We start from the raw sequence: 18,862 nt of genomic DNA on the forward strand, positions 1-18,862 counted from the left end.
CCCGCCGACATGCCCGCCTGTCTCATCGACAGACCGGGCTTTCGGCTCTGGCACCTGCACGAGCACCTGTTTGGGGTGCCCAAGGGCAACCTCTATATCTCCATCGACAGCGAGCACGCGGTCAGAAGCCCGCGCCACATCGCCATGGCCAGGCTCGCGGTGGAGCTGCTCACGGATCACCTCAATGCCCTCACCTACCCGGCGGAGCTGGCGGGCCTCGGCTACCAGATCTATGCCCACCAGGGGGGCTTCACCATCAATCTGAGCGGCTTTGCCGACAAGCAACCGCTGCTGCTCGACATGATCCTCGGCAACCGCACCCTGGGTTATCCGGATCCCGCTCGCTTTAGCGAAATCAAGGAGCAGCTTATCCGCAACTGGGAGAACCAGTCCAAGACGCGGCCCATCTCCCAGCTGTTCAACCAGCTCACCAGCCTGTTGCAGCCAAACAACCCGCCGTTCGAGCAGTTGCTGCGCCACCTGCGCACCATTTCACTCGACGAGATGCCGGCATTCGTCGCCCAGCTGTTTGCCGAAGTGCACGTGGAGACCCTGATCCACGGCGATTGGGATGCAAGCGAAGCGCTCGAACTGGCTGCCATGCTGGAGCATCATCTCGGTGCCAACAGCCGGCCCAGTGCCGAAACCCGCCGCCCCCTCATCTCCATTCAAGACAGAGGCACCCTCATTCGAGAGCAGGGCTGCGAGCATGAAGATTCGGCGCTGCTGGTCTACTACCAGTCCCGCACCACCCGGGCGCGGGATCTCGCCTGCTTCACCCTGGCCAACCACATCATGTCGTCCACCTTCTTCCACGAGCTGCGCACCCGTCAGCAACTCGGCTACGTGGTGGGCGCCGGCAACCTGCCCCTCAACCGCCACCCCGGCCTCATCTTCTATATCCAGTCGCCGGTGGCGGGGCCGCAGATCTTGCTGGATGCGGTGGAGGAGTTTATCGATCTCTTCCCGCTGGCCATGCTGGAGCTCACCGAGCAGCAGTGGCAGGACAGCAAGAGCGGGCTGCAGGCCCAGCTCAGCGAGCGGGATGCCAATCTGCGTAGCCGCGGCCAACGGCTCTGGGTCAGCATTGGCAACAAGGATCTGGGCTTTGATCAGCGTGAGCGGGTCTGTGAGGAGGTCGGCATGCTGACCCGCGCCGATCTGGTGCGCTTCATTACCCAGTTGCGCTCACGCACCTCGGACCGATTGATCCTGTGCAGCTATGGCCTTGGCCACGAGCATGACGAGCGGATCACCGGCCAGTTTATCGACGATCCCAAGGCATTTCGGCTCAATGCCAGTACCTTCGACGCCTGACACCCCTCGCAGCAGCAGATAATGGACAATAAAAAGCCGACCCTTGGGTCGGCTGGAAAAACCATAAACAATTGCGACTGACAGCCGCCAAAAGTGAACATGAGCGTGAAAATCAGACACTGAGTCGATGACAGGCCGAGTGATTTAAACCAGAGCACACCGGCCGGGACCAACAGTGATTGAGAAACAGGATCATCTTAGACAGGGCCTTGGCTCATCACGTTGATCTATGTCAAAGGAGGTAAAAAGAGTCTCACGCTCGTCACCTTTTCATCTCACCTGCACTCAGGGTCGATGCGCCGCTCAGGCGCGGCGCGTCAGCCGGTAGGCCACCTCATCGAAGTAGGAGAGCTGACCGGATTGCACCCTGGGGTGATCCAACTCTGCCGCCCTGCCCAACACTTCCACGCTAAAATCGCGCTCGAACAGGTGGCGTACCTCCATCTCCCCCACCGAGAACGGCGGTTGCTTCTGCTGCTCCGGCTGATACTCCAGGGTCACCAGCAGGATCTGCCCCTCTGGCGCCATCAGCCGGCTCATCAGCTCCGCATACTGGCGGCGCATGGCGGTCGGCAACGCGATCAGCGCCGCCCTGTCATAGGCCAGCCGGTACTCGCGACCCAGCGCGGGGGCCGCGAAAAAATCCCCCTGATGGATGCGCAGACTCTCATGCTGATGGCAGCGATAAGGGCCGACTTCGGTCACCGTCTCGGTCAGCTGGTTTTCACTGAAAAACTGCTCGATGGCGAGCTCGGAGAGCTCGAAGCCATCGACGGGATGACCCTGACCGCTCAGCCAGAGCATGTCGCTGGACTTGCCGCACAGGGGCACCAGCACGGGATCGTCCCCTCGCCCGGCTGACCAGCCGACCGGCAGCCAGGGGTTAACGTCCGCCTGATGGAAGCCTATCCGGTTCTCTTCCCACTTCTGATGCCAAAACGCCGCTTCCATCCTGTCCCTCTCGTCATCTGCAATGATGCATCAATATCACAACTTCACCGGGGCGGTGCAAGCCTTGTCGACCCTGGCCTTCCCATTACGCAAGGCCATCGCCAGCAGCATAAAATTTGCACTAAATTCACTTTTACAGGTGTATTTGGCTACGCATCAATCACCTTGCAACGCTTTATCTACAGGGATCACCACCCGCAGCCGTTTATGCCATGAGTGGCGCCATCTCGGCCCTCAACAGCGGCTGGATCTGACCAAGTCGGGCATCGATCTCGGCAAAGCTGGGCCGCAGGGCCGCCTCCGGGCGCTGGCATTCGTTAGCCAGTCGATGAAGCGCCTCGCACCGGGCCGCTGTCGCCGGGCACAGCGCCAACAGCTCTTCGAGCAGGCAACCGAAGGCGCGCACCTCCAACCGCTCCAACCCGGCGGCCAGCACGGCGTCTGCCAGCGGATAACAGGAGGCGGCGCCAAAGTCCCCGAGCAGCACAGCCCCCTCCCCGTCATGAAGCAGGTTATGGCCGTAGAGATCCCCGTGCATCACCCCCAACCGGTGCAGATGGGCAGCGGCGGAGGCGACCTGGCTCGCCATGGCAAGCGCGGCCGGCAGCGAGAGTGCGAGCCCTACGGGGTAGATATCCCGGGTGCAGGAATCGAGGCTCGGCGGTCCCGCCAGGTTCTGCATGTGAGGGCTGACCAGCGTCATCCCGAGTGCCGGAAGCCCCGAGGGGTGATCGCCCACCCGTCCCATCACCCCGATGAGCGCAGGGTGGCGACCCGCAGCCATGGCAGCCTTCATCTCCGCCGCCGGCAGGCCGTCACTGGTCACGGCTCCCTTGAACAGCTTGAGGGCCAGCTCCACTGGCTGGCCCGCAGACGGATGCCACATGGCACGGTGAATGGCGCCAGATGCCCCCTGCCCCAGCAAGGCGCCCACCTCGAGCTCCTGCCAGGGAATATCGGCGACCGGGGTTGCCCTCTTCGGCTCCCAGCCCTCGGCGAAGGGATTGCCCGAATAGGCAAGCCAGGCGAGGCGCGGCAAGGAGAGCAGCCAGGCGGGAAATTCCGTTATCCGGTTCGCCGCGATGCGCAGCAGCTCGAGGCGCTGGCAATGGGCCAGGCTCGCAGGCAATTCTGTCAAGCGGTTACCCGCCAGCATCAGCTTTTGAAGGGAAGTGCACTGACCCAATTCGTCCGGCAGGCGCTCGACGGCGTTGTCGGTCAGGATCAACCAGCGCAACCTGGCGGGCAGCGCTTTGGGAGATACCACAGCGATCCGGTTGGCCTTAAAGCCCACCATGGTGAGCGCCGGGCAACGTCCCAACACCTCGGGCAGTTCGGTGAAGCGATTCTCGGAGCAGAAGATGATGCGCAGCTTCTGGCACTCGGCCAGCTCGTCCGGCAGCGAGCTTAACTGGTTGCCGGTGAGATCCAGCACCTCCAGCGTCTCTTTCAGAATCAGGATCTCGGGCGGGAAGCTCGTCAGATTTTCAGAGAGCTTCAAGTGGCGGGCGCCGTTCAACTCACCAGCGCGCAGCTGTTCCAGGGTATGCATAACCGTTTCTCAATCTTGGTGGCCCTGCTTAGCGACACTAAAGCAGACCATTTGGCACAGCCGGACATCCGTCCGACGGTTATTAAAGGAGGGGCATTATAAAGAACTGGCGCCAGAGTTCGCCTGTTTTGTTGCAGATGGCCGCCACACACCAGATGGCGAAGGCATGCCCGGGCGAAGCGTTTTTGGCAAATAGCGCCGTCAAGACGCAGGGATATGCCAATACGGGCGGGGGGACTCTCTGCCACATTAGATGTCCCGGACCGGCGCAGGGAGGCGCCAGCAGCGTGACTACACCGGCACGGGCATCTACCCCAACCATGGAGAGTCCTATGCTTGCACTGAAACCCCTGGCATGTCTGTTGTTGGCTGGCTGGGCCACCGCCCAGGCCGCCACCGAGGCCCCCGTCTCCCTGCCCTCGCCCGCCATGGTGCCGGCAGATCTGGCCGGCGCCGAGCACGGCCAGTCCCTCGCAACCCTGCCGGCGCCGCGGCTACACCGCCTGCTGCCGCCGCCCGCCGCCCCCGAGCTGGCGCAAGATCCCCACGCCCAGCGCGACCGGGAGCCCGACTGGCGCGCCCAGGCCCAGAGCCTGCTGGCCGAGGGGGGGGATTGTCGCGATCCGGCCGGCTTCCTCGACAAATCCGGTGCTGTACTGGCCGACTACCTGGAGGGCCTGCCCGAGGTGCCGTGCACCTATGGCCTCTTCTCTCTCACGGCAAACGACGGCGCCCGCATCTATGACACCGCCAACCTGCTGGCGGTGGCCGAACGGTTGCAAGCGCGCGCCGCCGACTATCAGGGCAGCGGCCGTGGCCTCGCCAATCTGGTGCTCTATCTGCGCGCCGGCTACTACAATGCCATCGCCCGCGATCTCTATCCGGAGCCAGCGCTCACGGTGCGCGACGCGATCCGGGTCGGCCTCGATCGGCTGCTAGACAACCCGGCCCTGTTCATCCCCAATCCGGACGCGGGCAGCACGATCGGAGAGAGCTTCACCCTGATGACCAATCTCCAGGATGAGGCCTATTATCTGCCGCGCCTCAAGCCCCTCATCGCCCGCTTCACCAATCGAGACGGACAGCCGAATGCCGCCGATGCCCTCAAGCGCTGGGAGGTGGGGTCGGGTTACACCGGCCTGCTGACCGTCCTGTTCATGTCCCACTACCGCGCTGAGGGGCGTGCCCTGGCCGAGCAAGACGGCAGCTACGCCGAGGCCCTGTTCGCCTTCGTGCAGGGCAACCAGGCCGCCCTGCTCGGCACCAGTTACGCCTACCAGCTCACCGACAGCCTGAACGAGGCCCTGCGCTACATGCAGTATCCGGCCCACTTCGCCACGTCGCGGACCAGGATCGAGCAGATCCTGGCAAAGAGCAGTCTGGATGGTCCCGGCGCCGATCTCTGGCTCGCGGCCGCCAGTGCCGTGAAATACTATGACAATGCCCGCTGCGCCGAGTACGGCACCTGTGACTTCGAGCAGCAGCTGGCCGACGTCGTGCTGCCGATCCGCCACGAGTGCGGGTCGACCCTGCGCATCCGAGCCCAGGATATGACAGAGCAGCAACTGACCGAGAGCTGCGCAGCCTTGGCCAACGAGGAGCAATACTTCCACCGCATGCTGAAGAGCCAGAACCGGCCACTGCCGGGCGACGTCAACGACGCGCTGGAGGTGGTGGTGTTCGACGACTACGCCAACTACAGCCGCTACGCTGGCCTCATCTACGGCATCGCCACCGACAACGGCGGCATGTATCTGGAAGGGGATCCCGACCAACCCGGCAACCAGGCGCGTTTCATCGCCCACGAGGCTTCCTGGCTGCGCCCCAGGTTCTCGGTGTGGAATCTGGAGCACGAGTATGTGCACTATCTGGATGGCCGTTTCAACATGGCCGGCGACTTCGCCCGTGCCATCAGCCAGCCCACCATCTGGTGGATAGAAGGTCTGGCCGAGTATCTGTCCCTTGGCAACGACAACGCCAAGGCGATCGAGGCGGCCCAGGCAGGCACCTATCCCCTGTCGACCATCTTCGGCAACACCTATGACATGAGCGATTATGGAGCCCGCGCCTACCGCTGGGGCTATATGGCGGTGCGCTACATGTTCGAACACCACAAGGATAGGGTGGACGAGACCGTGACCCAATTTCGCGCCGACGACTATGACGGCTACTGGTCGACCATGCAGGGGCTGACCTATGACGACGACTTCGCCGCCTGGGTGCAGACGGCCACCACGGCCGGCCAGCCGCCCGAGCCGGACTGCGGCTCTCCCGACGATCAGGCCATCGACGCGACCTGTGCCCGCACCGGTATCGCGTCGGACGACATCCGCTACTTCTACGTCTTCGTGCCCCAGGGGACGACGCTGCTGACGGTGCAGACCCGAGGTGGCAGTGGCGACGCCAACCTCTATGTCATGCACCAGGGCTGGCCGAACCGGGACAGCTACGATCAGGGCTCGGCCAATGGCGGTAACGACGAGACCGTCACCATCCAGGCCCCCGAGGGCGGCACCTACTACCACATAGCGGTGGACGCCAGTGCACCCTACCGGGATCTGAGCCTCAGTGTGGGGTTGGCTCAATAGGTGGGTACGACGCGCCGCACCGGCGGCGCGTCAATTCCCCCGGCGCAGCAACTGCCGGTACTGGCGTGGAGACAGGCCTGTCAGGGCTCGAAACTGCCGCGACAGGGCGCTCTGATCGCAAAAACCGCACCGCAATGCGATATCAGCGATGGCCATATCGCTGCCCTTTAGCCAGTTGATCGCGATGTCGATGCGCGTCTTGGTGATGAACTGGCCGGCTGAGAGCTGGAAGATCCGCCTCATGCGCCGCTCAAACTGGGCGACTGATACCCCGGCCCGTCGTGCCAGCGATTCAATGCGCAAGGGGGCGGAATAATGGGTGAGGATATGATCGACCGCCTCGACGAAGCGATCGTCGATGAAGCCGGTCCGGCTCGGCTCGTGCAGATCACGTGACATGCATACCAGGCCTACAATGGCGCCACCGCCATCGCGCAGCGGCTCCTTGTTGGTCAGGCACCAGCCGGGGCTGCGATCGTTAAACAGGGTCAGATCGAGATTGTCCACTACGGGCTCACCGGAGCCAAACAGACGATCATCCTGAGCCTGGTAGCGCGCTGCCATGTGGGGCGGGAAGATCTCGTGGGCCGTCTTGCCGATGGCGTCATGCCGGCTCGCCAGGCCACAGCGCTCAGTACAGGCCTCGCTGATGCTCACATAGCGGCCGGCCCTGTCCTTGATGGAGAAGACAATGTCCGGGGCCCGATCGAACAGGGTCTCGAGGCACCGCGCGTCGGGCAGCGCCCGAAAGAACTGCTGCCGCCAGGTATCCAGATCGACGCGCAGATGCACCGGACGGGGGGGTTGGGGGGGCGCGAGGGCGCAGGGAGTCTCTCTCATCATCCATCTCCTTGTTTGTGTATCCATACGAAGCGCAACAGCTAGTGGAGCCGCCTCCAGCATTCGATTTAAAAAAGAAAAGACGCCGCTCGGCGTCTTTCTTATTGGTCAGGTTTGGAGTTAACCGATCGGTGACTTCACGCCCCTCCCCGACTTTTCCCACTACCGGGTCAGATAGGGGTGATGGAAGTGATATGGGATGAACCATCCAGCGACTGGAAGATCTGCACCACGGCTTCCCCATGGATCGGGTTCGGCAGCGGCACCGTGCTCTTGCATTTGAAGCGGTAATTGGTGCCGGCCACCACCTGGGTGGAAACTTCGAAGGGCTTATACTGCACCCCCACAAATCCTTTCAGCGCTGCATCGAATACCGCCTGATCTTTTGCGGTCAACTTGTGATATGCCGTCCATCCGCCAACAAGCACTGCTTGTTCTGACATAACAAACCCTCCGTGATTACTTGCCCTACTCGTATGGCTGTTCGGGATCCGCCCCGTTGATTCAAGTGGTTTCCGGACTCCACCGGAGGAGATGCCGAACGCTCGGCGTTATGGCCTGCGTCAGCCGCTGGTGTGAACGCTGGCTGACACCACACTCCCCTCTTGCCACGACCGGTGCCTCACAGCATCGGTCTCAATTGGCATGAATGAGCCTAGTTCTGATAACAAACAAATCAATAAGATGCCCACTGTCAGAAATGACAGTGGCAAGTCGGCGCAAGAGGTACTCAAGAAAAGCAGATTGAGACGCAAACGATTGAAAAAAGAAAAGACGCCTCAAGGGCGTCTTTTTGACAGTTTTGCACTATCGGCAGGAAGAGGCGCTAATGCTTATTCCCATTCGATGGTTGCAGGCGGCTTACCGGAGACGTCGTACACCACGCGGGAGATGCCGTTGATCTCGTTGATGATGCGATTCGACACCAGGCCGAGGAAGTCATAGGGCAGATGAGCCCAGTGAGCGGTCATGAAGTCGATGGTCTCGACGGCGCGAAGGGCAATGACCCAGTCGTATTTGCGACCGTCACCCATGACACCGACGGAGCGCACCGGCAGGAAGACGGCGAACGCCTGGCTGACCTGGTTGTAGAGGTCGGCCTTGCGCAGCTCTTCGATGAAGATGGCATCGGCCTTGCGCAGCAGCTCGCAATACTCTTTCTTCACTTCGCCCAGTACTCGCACACCCAGACCCGGGCCCGGGAACGGATGACGGTAGAGCATGTCGTAGGGCAGACCCAGCTCCAGACCGACACGACGCACCTCGTCCTTGAACAGCTCGCGCAGCGGCTCGACCAGACCCATCTTCATCTCGTCCGGCAGGCCGCCGACGTTATGGTGAGACTTGATGACGTGGGCCTTGCCGGTGGCGCTGGCGGCCGACTCGATGACATCCGGGTAGATGGTACCCTGAGCCAGCCACTTGGCGTTTTTCAGCTTCTTGGCTTCGTCGTCGAACACTTCCACGAAGACGCGGCCGATGGCCTTGCGCTTGGCTTCCGGCTCGTCGATGCCCTTGAGGGCCCCGAGGAAGCGCTCTTCGGCGTCGACTTTGATGATCTTGAGACCAAAGTGGTCACCGAACATCTCCATCACCTGCACGCCTTCGTTCAGACGCAGCAGGCCGTTGTCGACGAACACGCAGGTCAGGCGATCACCGATGGCGCGGTGCACCAGCATGGCGACGACGGAGGAGTCCACCCCGCCGGACAGACCCAGGATCACCTCGTCGTCACCCACCTGCGCGCGGATGCGGGCAACGGCGTCATCGATGATGGTGGCCGGGGTCCACAGGCAGGCGCAACCGCAGATGTCCTTGACGAAGTGCTCGAGCAGACGGGCGCCCTGACGGGTGTGGGTCACTTCCGGGTGGAACTGCACGCCGTAGAATTTCTTCTCTTCACAGGCCATGGCGGCGTGTGGGCAGGTCGCGGTCTGGGCGATGGTGGTGAAACCGGCCGGGATCTCGGTGACCTTGTCGCCGTGGCTCATCCAGACGTCCAGCAGGGCGTGGCCGTTGGGAGCGATGGCGTCTTCGATGTTGCGCAGCAAGGCGCTGGTTTGGCCGGATTGACCCAGCACTTCGACCTGGGCATAACCAAATTCACGTTCGGTGGAAGATTGCACCTTGCCACCGAGCTGCTCGGCCATGGTCTGCATGCCGTAGCAGATGCCGAACACCGGCACGCCGGCGTTGAACACGTACTCGGGCGCACGCGGGCTGCCGGCTTCGGTCACGGACTCGGGGCCGCCGGAGAGGATGATGCCGTTGGGATTGAATTCGCGGATCTGCGCTTCGGTCACATCCCAGGCCCACAGCTCGCAGTAGACGCCGATTTCACGGACGCGGCGGGCGATCAGCTGGGTGTACTGTGAACCGAAATCCAAAATGAGAATGCGGTGAGCGTGAATGTTGTTAGTCATTTTATTCCTGCATCAGGCTGGTGTGGGGATAAAAAGGAATTAAAGAAACGGGGCCAGAGCCCCGTTTTATCAGCCCATCCGGTAGTTGGGGGCTTCTTTGGTGATGGTCACGTCGTGGACGTGGGACTCTTTCATCCCGGCGCCCGAAATGCGCACGAACTCGGCCTTGGTGCGCATCTCGTCGATGGTGGCGCTGCCGGTCAAGCCCATGGAGGAGCGCAGGCCGCCCATCTGCTGGTGAATGATCTCTTTGAGGCGGCCCTTGTATGGCACCCGCCCTTCGATCCCTTCCGGCACCAGTTTGTCGGCGGCGTTGTCGCTCTGGAAGTAGCGATCGCTTGAACCCTTGGACATGGCGCCCAAGGAGCCCATGCCGCGGTAGGACTTGAAGGAGCGACCCTGGTAGAGCTCGATTTCCCCTGGCGCCTCTTCGGTACCGGCGAACATGGAGCCGACCATGACACTGCTGGCGCCGGCGGCGATGGCCTTGGCCAGGTCACCGGAGAAGCGGATGCCGCCATCGGCAATCACCGGAATACCGGTGCCTTCCAGCGCGTCAACGGCGTCGGAGATGGCGGTGATCTGGGGCACGCCGACACCGGTCACGATGCGGGTAGTACAGATGGAGCCAGGGCCGATGCCGACCTTGACCGCATTGACGCCGGCAGCGACCAGGGCCAGGGCGCCAGCACCAGTCGCCACGTTGCCACCGATGATCTGCAGGTCTGGGTAGGCTTGGCGGGTCGCCTTGATGCGATCCAGCACGCCCTGAGAGTGGCCGTGGGAGGAGTCAATCAGCAGCACGTCCACACCGGCTTCGACCAGGGCGGCGACGCGCTCTTCGTTGCCGGCACCGGCACCGACGGCGGCACCGACTCGCAGACGACCGCGCTCGTCTTTACAGGCGTTCGGTTTGCGTTCGGCTTTCTGGAAGTCTTTAACGGTGATCATGCCCTTGAGTTTGAAGTCGGCATCGACCACCAGCACCTTCTCGATACGGTGCTTCTGCATCAGGGCAACCACCTCTTCACGAGGGGCCCCTTCACGCACGGTGACCAGACGATCTTTCTGGGTCATGATTTGTTCGACGGTCTGGGAGAGATCGATCACGAAGCGCACGTCACGGCCGGTAATGATACCCACCAGCACGTTGCCCTCGGTCACCACAGGGTAACCAGCGAAGCCGTTCTTGAGGCTCAGCTCTTTGATCTGGGCGATGGTCATGTCGGGACGCACGGTGACCGGGTCGGAAACGACGCCGCTCTCGTACTTCTTGACCTTGCGCACTTCGAAGGCCTGTTGCTCGATGGACATGTTCTTGTGAATAAAGCCAATACCGCCTTCCTGGGCCAGTGCGATAGCCAGACGGGCTTCGGTCACTGTGTCCATGGCAGCGGAAATCATTGGGATATTCAGGGAGATAGCAGACGTGAGCTTGGTGCGCAGGTCGGCGGTATTCGGAAGAACAGTGGAGTGTGCTGGAACCAACAATACATCGTCGAAGGTCAGCGCTTCTTTGGCAATCCTGAGCATGGCAATATCTCACCGTTGAGGAGTGGGGTTAAAATATTGCCGACAAATTTTACTCATGCATTGGCCACTGGTAAAGAAGTTTTTTGAATTTTTTATGGTGTAGCCCGGTTTAACGCCGCCAACGGGGCAAAAAACTAATAAATTCAGGCGTAACCATGCCATTTTCCACGACAAGATGATCTTTTTCGCCGTTGGCCCCTCATTTTGTTCGAACCGGCCGTTAGATTATTTTTTAACCCGATATACCCGACCCGGCAATCAGGCCGATCAGGTACCCTGATAGCGGCCCGGCTTGTGCCAGTTCATCAGCATGGCGTTCATGGCGAGCGCACTTAAGGTCGACCAGAGCAGCAGGGGCAACGGCAAGGTGAGCAGGGAGAGTGCAAACACCAGCACGTCGAGCAACATCTGGCTCTTGCCCGCATTGATGCCGGCGCGGCGCTGCAACCAGAGCGTCACCACGCCGACGCCCCCGACCGAGGCATTGTGGCGAGCCAGGGAGAGTACTCCCATGCCGAGGAAGGTGCCCCCCACCAGGGCGGCAAACAGCGGGTGAATGTAGCTCACCGTCAACAGCAGCGGCACCCCCTGGGTCGCGGCCGAGAGCGCCAGGTTGACCAGCAGGGTCTTGAGCATGAAGTCGCGGCCCATGGTGAAGTAGCTGAACACCAGAAACGGCAAGTTTGCCAGGAAGAACAGCAGGCCGATGGGCAGGCTGCTGACGTGGGCGAGCAGCAGCGCAATGCCGGCGATGCCGCCGGTGATCATGCCGGAGCACTTGAGCAGATTGAGCCCCACGGCGATAAACATGACGCCGAGCACCATGCCGTAGACATCGTCCTTGAGGGTATGTGCCAGCCCCTTGTTCACCGGGGATGACATGGTCATTTCACCTTCCATATGACTCCTTTTTTGACTCTGAAAAATCCAATCACTCGCCCCCCTGTGTCGATCCCTGGCCACATTCGGGGCGTCGTATGCTCTCACTATCTTGAATGGCCGTCGCCTGCCGGTGAGGGAACTCATTTCCCAGCCCGCGAGATGTCGACAAACTACAGCAAAAACGGCGCCAACCAACACAAGAGACTATTAAACAATGAATATTTGAATTTAACGTCTGATATTTATCACTCAGGCAGTTCATTTAAACTGCCTGAAAACACCCGGATCCGGTGAGTCAGCATGTTTGCACTGCCCAAGGGGGCCGCTGCTTAAAACTCGGTCACGGCTCAGGTTTGAAATAGGCGAGAGGCAGGCGGTGCAAGGCCTGCAGCCGAATTGGGATAGGCCACGTCCTCACACGGGCCCGCAGTTATGGCCCAGAGTGCCGGTTTGGATGCATCACGACACGCACCACCAAGGTGCAACAGCACCACTTCGGTGCAGAAAATCCATTCAAGCGCCTAGCAACCAGGGGCAAGCAAGCCGAGCGCCTTCCCCTGACGCCGCACAAAAGTGCCCTCCCCTGGCAAGCCACTGGGGCTCTCTCTTGGGGCATACAAGCGCCCTCTCCTGTATTGCATTCGGGGGGCGTTGCCATTGATTCAGGGAGCGCCGCGCATATCGCAGCGGGTAGCGGGTAGCTGGTAGCTGGTAGCTGGTAGCTGGTAGCTGGTAGCTGGTAGCTGGTAGCTGGTAGCTGGTAGCTGGTAGCTGGTAGCACGAGTATCCGCCACACGGCTCCAAAGCTGGTATAAAACGGACGTAAAAAGTCGGCCCTTGGGCCGACTCTGGATACATGCGTTATCACCTCAGCGAGAGGTAGTCCCGGTGTGCCGGGCTTTGCATGCGCCTTATCATTTCAAATACTTGCCATCGCTCCCTACCTTGCCTGGGCCATTGAGCACCCAGACTCGCGCCGAGTAGGCGGGCACCGCGAAGCTCAGGTTGCCATTGCTGACGTTGACCGTGGTGCCGGTCACCGCGTCCTTGTAGCTGCCGTTCTTGATGCCGCTGATGCTTATCTGCTGGGCCGAGTTCGCCGCTAGGCCGACCGCTGCATAGCTGCCCTCGGCGCCGAGATCGCGCACAAAGCTCATGCCGCTGCCCCACTCGCTCACCTGACTCATGGGCGCCTTCTGCAGGGCGGGAACCGCCTTGCGGATCAGGTTCAGGCGCTTGATGTGCTGATAGAGCGGGTGGGAGGCGGTCGCCGGGTTGTCCAGCACATCGCCGTAGTAGGCGCGGCCGGTCTGATCCACCGTCATGGTGGCGCCGTCGATGTCTTGCGGCTTGCCGGCCTGGAACATCACCTCCTCCCCGTAGTAGAGGGTCGGGATGCCCCGCGCCGTCCACAGCAGGTTGTAGGTCATGGCCGCGTTGCCCTCTTCCCCGCCGTAGCGGTACTTGAAGTCGTTGTCCGGCCCCACGTCGTGGTTCTGGAAGAAGGTAATGAGCTTGGTGGCATCCCCGTAGACCCAGTCCATGCCGAAGATCCCGCCCACCCCGCCAAAACTGCCCTTGGTGACGTTGTCGCGGAAGGTGGAGAACAGGGAGAAGTCCAGCACCGACAGGCCCGAATCCCCGCCGGCGCGCGGATTGGCCGGATCGCTGGTGGTGCGGGTGTACCACCAGGGGCGGATCACCGCGGAGGCGTTGTCGTTGGCGATCTCAGACCCCCAACCGGTGCCCTTCACCAGATTCTCGCCAAACACGAACAGCCCCGGTTTGTGGGTCTGCCAGTCGTGGACATAGGTCAGCAGCTCATCGCGCTCGATATGCTTGAGGGTATCGATGCGAATGGCGTCGACCCCCATGTCGAGGTACTGATGGATGGCGCCATTGATGTAGGCCTTGACGTTCGCGTTGCCGGTGGCCAAGTCGATGCAATCCCCCGCCATGTGCTTGCGCTGCAAGGAGAGCGGATTCTCCCAGTCACCGCCGGACATGAAACCGTCAAGGTGATACCAGGCCGGATCCAGCCCCTGGGCGTCGATGCCAAAGAAGCGGTTGGGGTTGTAACCGGCGCTCGGTACCGTGCTGCCGGTCTTGGGATCCACCAAGGGCACCAGCCCTTCAGGATCGGACTGGCAGCGCGCCTTGTACCAGTCGGGAGCCGCCGGGTTGTCATCGTCACAACGGTTCGTGCTGGCGTAATCCCCGAGGTTGCCCTGATAGGGACCGTTGTTGATCAGCCCCTGTTTGGAACCGGTCGGCACATAGTATTTGACGGGCAGATGGTCAATCCAGGTCTTGCCCCGCAGGCCGTACTGGCTGGTGTGGTTGATCACCACATCCTGTATCACCTTGATCCCCTTGGCGTGGGCCGCCTGGATAAACTCACGGTAACCCGCCCCCGGCGACTCCAGCCGGGGGTCGACCCGGTAGAAGTCGTAGGCGTGATAGCCGTGATAGTCGAGGCCGGAGCGGTTCTCCACCGGCGGCGTCACCCAGATGGCGGTGAAGCCGAGATCCTTGATGTAGTCGAGTTTGGCGATGAGCCCCTTGAAGTCGCCGCGCCAATGGGGATCCCCTGCCTTGTAGCGATCCCGGTTGTAATAGTTGTTGCCGGCATCCCCGTCGTAGAAGCGAGCGGTCAGCAGAAAGTAGATGCTCTCCCCCCGAAAATCACCCGCAGCCACTGCCTGATCGCCGATGTAGTAGCTGAAACTCTGCTCACGGCGATTGCCGGCAGCATCAACACTCAAGGTTTTGATCACCAGATCGACGCCACTACCCTTGTCGCTGGCGCTGAACACTTGGCCGTTGTAGAGGGCGGAGCTGGTGCTCGGGGTGCTGCCATCCAGGGTGAAGTAGAGCTTGGGCGCGCTGTCCTTGTCATCACTCACCGTGAGGGTGATGGACTGCGCCTGGGCATAGTTGCCGGGGGCCGGGCTAGCGCTCACCGTCGGGGCCTGAGTGTCCGCGCCCGCAAGCGGTGCCACGTCCAGCGCCTTGCTCTTGGCATCGAAGCAGATGCGATAGCGGGTGTTGCCGGTCACCTTGTAGTCCTGGGCCGGGTAGGCTTCGGTCCAGTCCCCCTTGTGATCCACCTTGAAGCGGGGATCGCTGCTGCCAAAGGCCTGCTCGGTACAGAAGGTCACCCCGTCCTGACTGGTCATGGCGGTCAGGCCCCAGTTGTTGGGGGTGCCGCGGAAGTACCACTTGTCGCTGGCTTGCGGGGCCGCCACCACCACGCTGGCGCTGCTGCTCCCCTTGGCGCCCTGATCGTCGCTCACCGTCAGGCCGTAGGTAAAGGTGCCCGCCAAGCTGGTGTTGACCACGATACTCTCGGTGGTTTCGCCGCTGCTCCACAGATAACTCGCTATCTGGCCGTCCGGATCTGTGGAGTCGCTGCCGCTTAATGTCAGCGCCTCACCCATCGCCACATTGACGGTGCCGCCCGGGGTGATCACCGCCAGCGGCGGCTGGTTGTCATCCCCAAGGGGGGTGATGCTGTAGGCCTGAGTCTCGTCGTTGACCTGGAAGCGCACCGTGCCGGCGCCGCTCCAGAAGATGTCGCCGCCGCTGCGCTCGAGCACCCCGTCGGCATTGCTGTCGCCAAAGCTGGTCACCCAGTCACCGGCCTGATCGAACTTGAGGCGCTGGCTGACCTTGCCATCCATGTAGGCCTCGGCCTGCCACAGGTGATCCCCGACCAGGGTCATGGGCAGGCTGGCCCAGCCGTTGAAGGTGCCGCGCACCTGCAGCTGTGGCCAGCGCTTGGCAAAGCCAGTCTGCTCGCAGCTATCGACCGCCGTGGCGGTGATGGCCTGAGTGCCGGCGTTGATGCGAATTTGATAGTGGGTATTGGCATTGACCAGGCGATCGGCCGCCGGGTAGCTCTGCTGCCAGTTGCCGTATCTGTCTATCTTGAAGCGCGGGCCGCCGCTGGCGTCTCCGCCCTGAAACAGCTGGCAGGTATCGAAATTGACGCCATCGGTCGAGACCATGGCGGTCGCCGCCCATCCATTCGCGGTACCACGGAAGAACCACTCTGTCGCCGCCGCATGTGGCGACGCCATGAGCGATCCCAACAATCCGGCCGCGATAATCCATCTAGCCATTGATAGTCCTTTATTTTCATTGTTTTGTGTGTGACGCCGGTGTGCCCCGGCATTTCCCCATCCGCTACAGTCCCGCCTTCAGATGAGCCCAGCCAGTCTAGGGCGCAAATTGGCCGATCAATGACCCTTAGCGTGCAAAATGTGACCAGAATCGACCTTGGCATTGGCTATATGCGATTGATAGCGCTTTCATTTCTGCCATCTAGCCAAGTCCTGAATGCGGGCTGCCATAGAGTGACAAGATCCTCTGCAATGGCGATGAGGCGGCGGATAAAGCGGCAACTCTCAGTGCCACGTGTTTGCCCACCTCCTATGTCCCTCAGCGTCTTGCAGGCGCTGCGGTGAGCCACCTCGTGCGCCGAGCAGTGTCAGATAGGCCAGATTCGTCCCTAATTGGCGTCAGATGGCCATCTGGGCAGGGTTTTCGATTAAAACAAGATTGATAATCTTTCTTGTTTACACCTCTGAGGTAGCGCATGCTTGGCGGCAAGGCCCGGTTCTGGCGCCTGCAACATAGGCGTTCGAGACCGAATATGACTAGCTGGAAGGAAGAGATGTGATGGATGCCAGTGCACTGAGGCCGGCAGCCTGTCGCAACAATGTGTCGTTTGGCCCGGCTCAGCTCGTCTGTCTGGTCGCCGCAATCGCGCTGCATCTCACCATCCTGTGGTGGGTGCACAGCAACCGTGTCGATCCCATCGCGCCACCCGAACCCATTACCATGTCTGCCCGCTGGGCGGGCGAGTCGAACAAAGATGACGCCCCGGCCAAACCGGCGGCGCCAGCGGCCGTTCCTACGCCGCCGGTGGTGAAGAAACCGACACCGGTTCCGCCGAAAGTGGTCAAGCCGGTCGCCAAGAAACCCATTCCCAAGCCGGTACCCACACCGCCCAAACCAAAACCCAGACCCGTGCCTGTGACCAAACCCGCGCCTGTGGCCAAGGCCGAGCCGGTGGCCCCGCCCTCAGCGCCTGCGGCCCCACAGGCGACGGCCAATAACCAGAGTGCGAGTGGCGCCAGTGCGCCGCCGACCAAGTCCCGCCAGACGGGCGCCGGGGCTGGCAGCAGCGCCCCCATCGCCCGGGACGCCAGATTGAACAATCCAGAGCCCCCCTATCCCCAGGAGTCACGTCGACGTGGGGAACAAGGGCGGGTGGTATTGAAGGTACGCGTCACCAAAGAGGGCACGGCGGAGTCGGTCGAGGTCGAGCGCAGCAGCGGTTTTCGACGCCTTGACATGATTGCCCGCAAGACGGTCAGTCGCTGGCGCTTCATTCCGGCCAAGCAGAACAATGTCGCTGTCGCGGACTGGGCAGGGGTCACCATCATTTTCAAGTTAGGGACATAATATGAATCCTGAAGTCGAAACCAACGCGATGGGCATCGCCCATCTGCTCAGCCAAAACACCGGGGTGGGCCTTGTCCCCCTGATCCTGCTGGTGCTGATGTCGCTGGCTACCTGCTACTACGCCCTGCTCAAGCTCTGGCTCGGGGTGCGCGAGCAGCGTCTGAATGCCAGGTTCGTGAGCCAGTTCTGGCAGCACGAGAGCGTGCAGGAGATGGAGCGCCAGCTCGCCCACACCCCTCCCGAGGAGGCCTACGGCAGAATTACCCATGCGGCCCTCGCCGCCGTCGCCCAGCTTGACAGGGCGCAGGGGCGAGCCGTCTCTCTCAAGCTGGGATCTCCCGATGACTTCCTGTTGCGCGCCCTGCGCCAGGCCATCACCATGGAGCGCATTCGCCTCGAGCACGGGCTGGCCTTGCTCGCCTCCGTCGGCTCGGCGGCGCCCTTCATCGGGCTGTTTGGCACCGTCTGGGGTATCTATCACGCCCTGCTGGCCATCGGTGCCGCCGGTCAGAGCAGCCTAGACAAGGTCGCGGGCCCGGTGGGCGAAGCCTTGATCATGACTGGTTTTGGTCTCGCCGTTGCCCTGCCGGCGGTGCTCATCTACAACTTCTTCGTGCGCCGCAATCGCCTGAAGCTCGCGGCGCTTGACGAGTTTGCCTACGACCTGTTTGCCCTGCTGGTGACCGGCTTTGAGAAGAACGCCTCCAACGTGACTCAGCTGTCCGGTATCGAGAATGCCAAGGGCGAGAGCGCCAAGAAGGGGCAGATGTAATGGCCTTTGGCAAACTGTCCAGCGACTCGGACGAGCAGCCGCTCTCCGAGATCAACATGATCCCCATGATCGACGTCATGCTGGTGTTGCTGATCGTCTTCATGATCACGGCCCCCCTGCTGACCAACGCGGTCAAACTCGATCTGCCCGAGGCCAGCAGCCAGGTCAACCAGCCCAAGCAGGAGGATGTGATCCTCTCCATCGACGGGGCCGGCAAGCTGTACTGGAACGACAAGGAGGTCGATGAGGCGGCGCTCATCGCCCAGATGACCAAGGCCAGCGAGGCCAAGCCCGAGATCCCCGAGATCCAGCTGCGCATCGACAAGAGCGTCGAATACGGCACCATCGCCAAGGTGATGGCCCTGGCTTCCCAACAGGGTCTGCACAAGATTGCGTTTGTCAGCCAGCCGGAAAGCGAATAAAGATGACGAGTCGACTGATCGACTGATCGACTGATCGACTGAGATCAGTGCAAAACGACACTATCCATGCAACAAGGCATCACCCAGGTGGTGCCTTGTTTATTTGACCT

At 61.6% G+C, this 18,862-nt stretch carries 14 protein-coding genes; 5 read left to right on the forward strand and 9 right to left on the reverse strand.

Translation table 11 applies throughout. From position 1 onward, the window contains the following. A partial coding sequence (locus tag BN1137_RS00385; RefSeq protein ID WP_198150561.1) for an insulinase family protein occupies nucleotides 1-1,317 on the forward strand: 1,317 nt, incomplete at its 5' end. 303 nt (nucleotides 1,318-1,620) lie between these two features. On the opposite strand, the gene BN1137_RS00390 is transcribed toward BN1137_RS00385, so the two are convergent. Both BN1137_RS00390 and BN1137_RS00395 read right to left on the reverse strand, forming a co-directional pair. Further along, on the reverse strand, nucleotides 1,621-2,268 hold the full coding sequence (locus tag BN1137_RS00390) for a thiopurine S-methyltransferase (protein WP_050716704.1): 648 nt from the start codon (nucleotides 2,266-2,268) through the stop codon (nucleotides 1,621-1,623). 205 nt (nucleotides 2,269-2,473) lie between these two features. Continuing rightward, complete coding sequence (locus BN1137_RS00395; RefSeq protein ID WP_050716705.1) at nucleotides 2,474-3,820, reverse strand: leucine-rich repeat domain-containing protein; 1,347 nt, start codon at nucleotides 3,818-3,820, stop codon at nucleotides 2,474-2,476. Nucleotides 3,821-4,152: 332 nt separating this feature from the next. Here BN1137_RS00395 and BN1137_RS00400 point away from each other — a divergent pair, with 332 nt between their 5' ends. Beyond that, nucleotides 4,153-6,408, forward strand: a complete 2,256-nt coding sequence (locus BN1137_RS00400) for a M9 family metallopeptidase (protein WP_050716706.1) — start codon at nucleotides 4,153-4,155, stop codon at nucleotides 6,406-6,408. Nucleotides 6,409-6,438: 30 nt separating this feature from the next. Here the strand turns inward: BN1137_RS00400 and BN1137_RS00405 are convergent, their stop codons facing one another. The 7 genes from BN1137_RS00405 to BN1137_RS00430 all read right to left on the reverse strand — a co-directional run bounded on the left by BN1137_RS00405 (nucleotide 6,439) and on the right by BN1137_RS00430 (nucleotide 16,168). Further along, entirely contained in the window at nucleotides 6,439-7,248 is an 810-nt protein-coding gene (locus tag BN1137_RS00405) for an AraC family transcriptional regulator (protein WP_083443321.1), read from the reverse strand. Between the two features lie 170 nt (nucleotides 7,249-7,418). Beyond that, complete coding sequence (locus tag BN1137_RS00410; protein WP_050716707.1) at nucleotides 7,419-7,691, reverse strand: hypothetical protein; 273 nt, start codon at nucleotides 7,689-7,691, stop codon at nucleotides 7,419-7,421. A gap of 390 nt (nucleotides 7,692-8,081) precedes the next feature. After that, nucleotides 8,082-9,671, reverse strand: coding sequence for a glutamine-hydrolyzing GMP synthase (guaA, locus tag BN1137_RS00415; RefSeq protein ID WP_050716708.1), 1,590 nt, complete (start codon nucleotides 9,669-9,671; stop codon nucleotides 8,082-8,084). Nucleotides 9,672-9,740: 69 nt separating this feature from the next. Continuing rightward, on the reverse strand, nucleotides 9,741-11,204 hold the full coding sequence (guaB, locus tag BN1137_RS00420; protein ID WP_050716709.1) for an IMP dehydrogenase: 1,464 nt from the start codon (nucleotides 11,202-11,204) through the stop codon (nucleotides 9,741-9,743). Nucleotides 11,205-11,471: 267 nt separating this feature from the next. After that, complete coding sequence (locus tag BN1137_RS00425) at nucleotides 11,472-12,092, reverse strand: YitT family protein (protein ID WP_232306869.1); 621 nt, start codon at nucleotides 12,090-12,092, stop codon at nucleotides 11,472-11,474. 656 nt (nucleotides 12,093-12,748) lie between these two features. After that, nucleotides 12,749-12,880 carry a hypothetical protein gene (locus BN1137_RS22975; protein WP_269745100.1) on the reverse strand — a complete coding sequence of 44 codons (132 nt, stop codon included), beginning with the start codon at nucleotides 12,878-12,880 and terminating at the stop codon, nucleotides 12,749-12,751. A gap of 120 nt (nucleotides 12,881-13,000) precedes the next feature. Next, nucleotides 13,001-16,168: an alpha-amylase family glycosyl hydrolase gene (locus BN1137_RS00430; RefSeq protein ID WP_232306870.1), complete on the reverse strand. Its 3,168-nt coding sequence runs from the start codon at nucleotides 16,166-16,168 to the stop codon at nucleotides 13,001-13,003. 601 nt (nucleotides 16,169-16,769) lie between these two features. Between BN1137_RS00430 and BN1137_RS00435 the strand changes: the two genes are divergently transcribed. From BN1137_RS00435 to BN1137_RS00445, 3 genes are read left to right on the forward strand one after another with little or no spacing between them, the layout of a single operon-like run. After that, on the forward strand, nucleotides 16,770-17,558 hold the full coding sequence (locus BN1137_RS00435; RefSeq protein ID WP_050716712.1) for an energy transducer TonB: 789 nt from the start codon (nucleotides 16,770-16,772) through the stop codon (nucleotides 17,556-17,558). A 1-nt stretch (nucleotide 17,559) separates the two neighbouring features. Further along, nucleotides 17,560-18,330, forward strand: a complete 771-nt coding sequence (locus tag BN1137_RS00440) for a MotA/TolQ/ExbB proton channel family protein (RefSeq protein WP_050716713.1) — start codon at nucleotides 17,560-17,562, stop codon at nucleotides 18,328-18,330. Continuing rightward, entirely contained in the window at nucleotides 18,330-18,752 is a 423-nt protein-coding gene (locus tag BN1137_RS00445; RefSeq protein ID WP_050716714.1) for an ExbD/TolR family protein, read from the forward strand. The genes BN1137_RS00440 and BN1137_RS00445 overlap by 1 nt, the downstream gene beginning before the upstream one ends. Nucleotides 18,753-18,862: the final 110 nt, after the last annotated feature.

This window comes from Aeromonas tecta (genome assembly GCF_000820185.1).
Classification (GTDB): Bacteria; Pseudomonadota; Gammaproteobacteria; order Enterobacterales; family Aeromonadaceae; genus Aeromonas; species Aeromonas tecta.

What these genes read in the sequence shown, in the direction of transcription:
- BN1137_RS00390 (WP_050716704.1), bottom strand. Translation starts at nt 2,268, where the DNA reads ATGGAAGCGGCGTTTTGGCATCAGAAGTGGGAAGAGAACCGGATAGGC.
- BN1137_RS00395 (WP_050716705.1), bottom strand. Translation starts at nt 3,820, where the DNA reads ATGCATACCCTGGAACAGCTGCGCGCTGGTGAGTTGAACGGCGCCCGC.
- BN1137_RS00400 (WP_050716706.1), top strand. Translation starts at nt 4,153, where the DNA reads ATGCTTGCACTGAAACCCCTGGCATGTCTGTTGTTGGCTGGCTGGGCC.
- BN1137_RS00405 (WP_083443321.1), bottom strand. Translation starts at nt 7,248, where the DNA reads ATGAGAGAGACTCCCTGCGCCCTCGCGCCCCCCCAACCCCCCCGTCCG.
- BN1137_RS00410 (WP_050716707.1), bottom strand. Translation starts at nt 7,691, where the DNA reads ATGTCAGAACAAGCAGTGCTTGTTGGCGGATGGACGGCATATCACAAG.
- guaA (WP_050716708.1), bottom strand. Translation starts at nt 9,671, where the DNA reads ATGACTAACAACATTCACGCTCACCGCATTCTCATTTTGGATTTCGGT.
- guaB (WP_050716709.1), bottom strand. Translation starts at nt 11,204, where the DNA reads ATGCTCAGGATTGCCAAAGAAGCGCTGACCTTCGACGATGTATTGTTG.
- BN1137_RS00425 (WP_232306869.1), bottom strand. Translation starts at nt 12,092, where the DNA reads ATGACCATGTCATCCCCGGTGAACAAGGGGCTGGCACATACCCTCAAG.
- BN1137_RS00430 (WP_232306870.1), bottom strand. Translation starts at nt 16,168, where the DNA reads ATGGCGTCGCCACATGCGGCGGCGACAGAGTGGTTCTTCCGTGGTACC.
- BN1137_RS00435 (WP_050716712.1), top strand. Translation starts at nt 16,770, where the DNA reads ATGGATGCCAGTGCACTGAGGCCGGCAGCCTGTCGCAACAATGTGTCG.
- BN1137_RS00440 (WP_050716713.1), top strand. Translation starts at nt 17,560, where the DNA reads ATGAATCCTGAAGTCGAAACCAACGCGATGGGCATCGCCCATCTGCTC.
- BN1137_RS00445 (WP_050716714.1), top strand. Translation starts at nt 18,330, where the DNA reads ATGGCCTTTGGCAAACTGTCCAGCGACTCGGACGAGCAGCCGCTCTCC.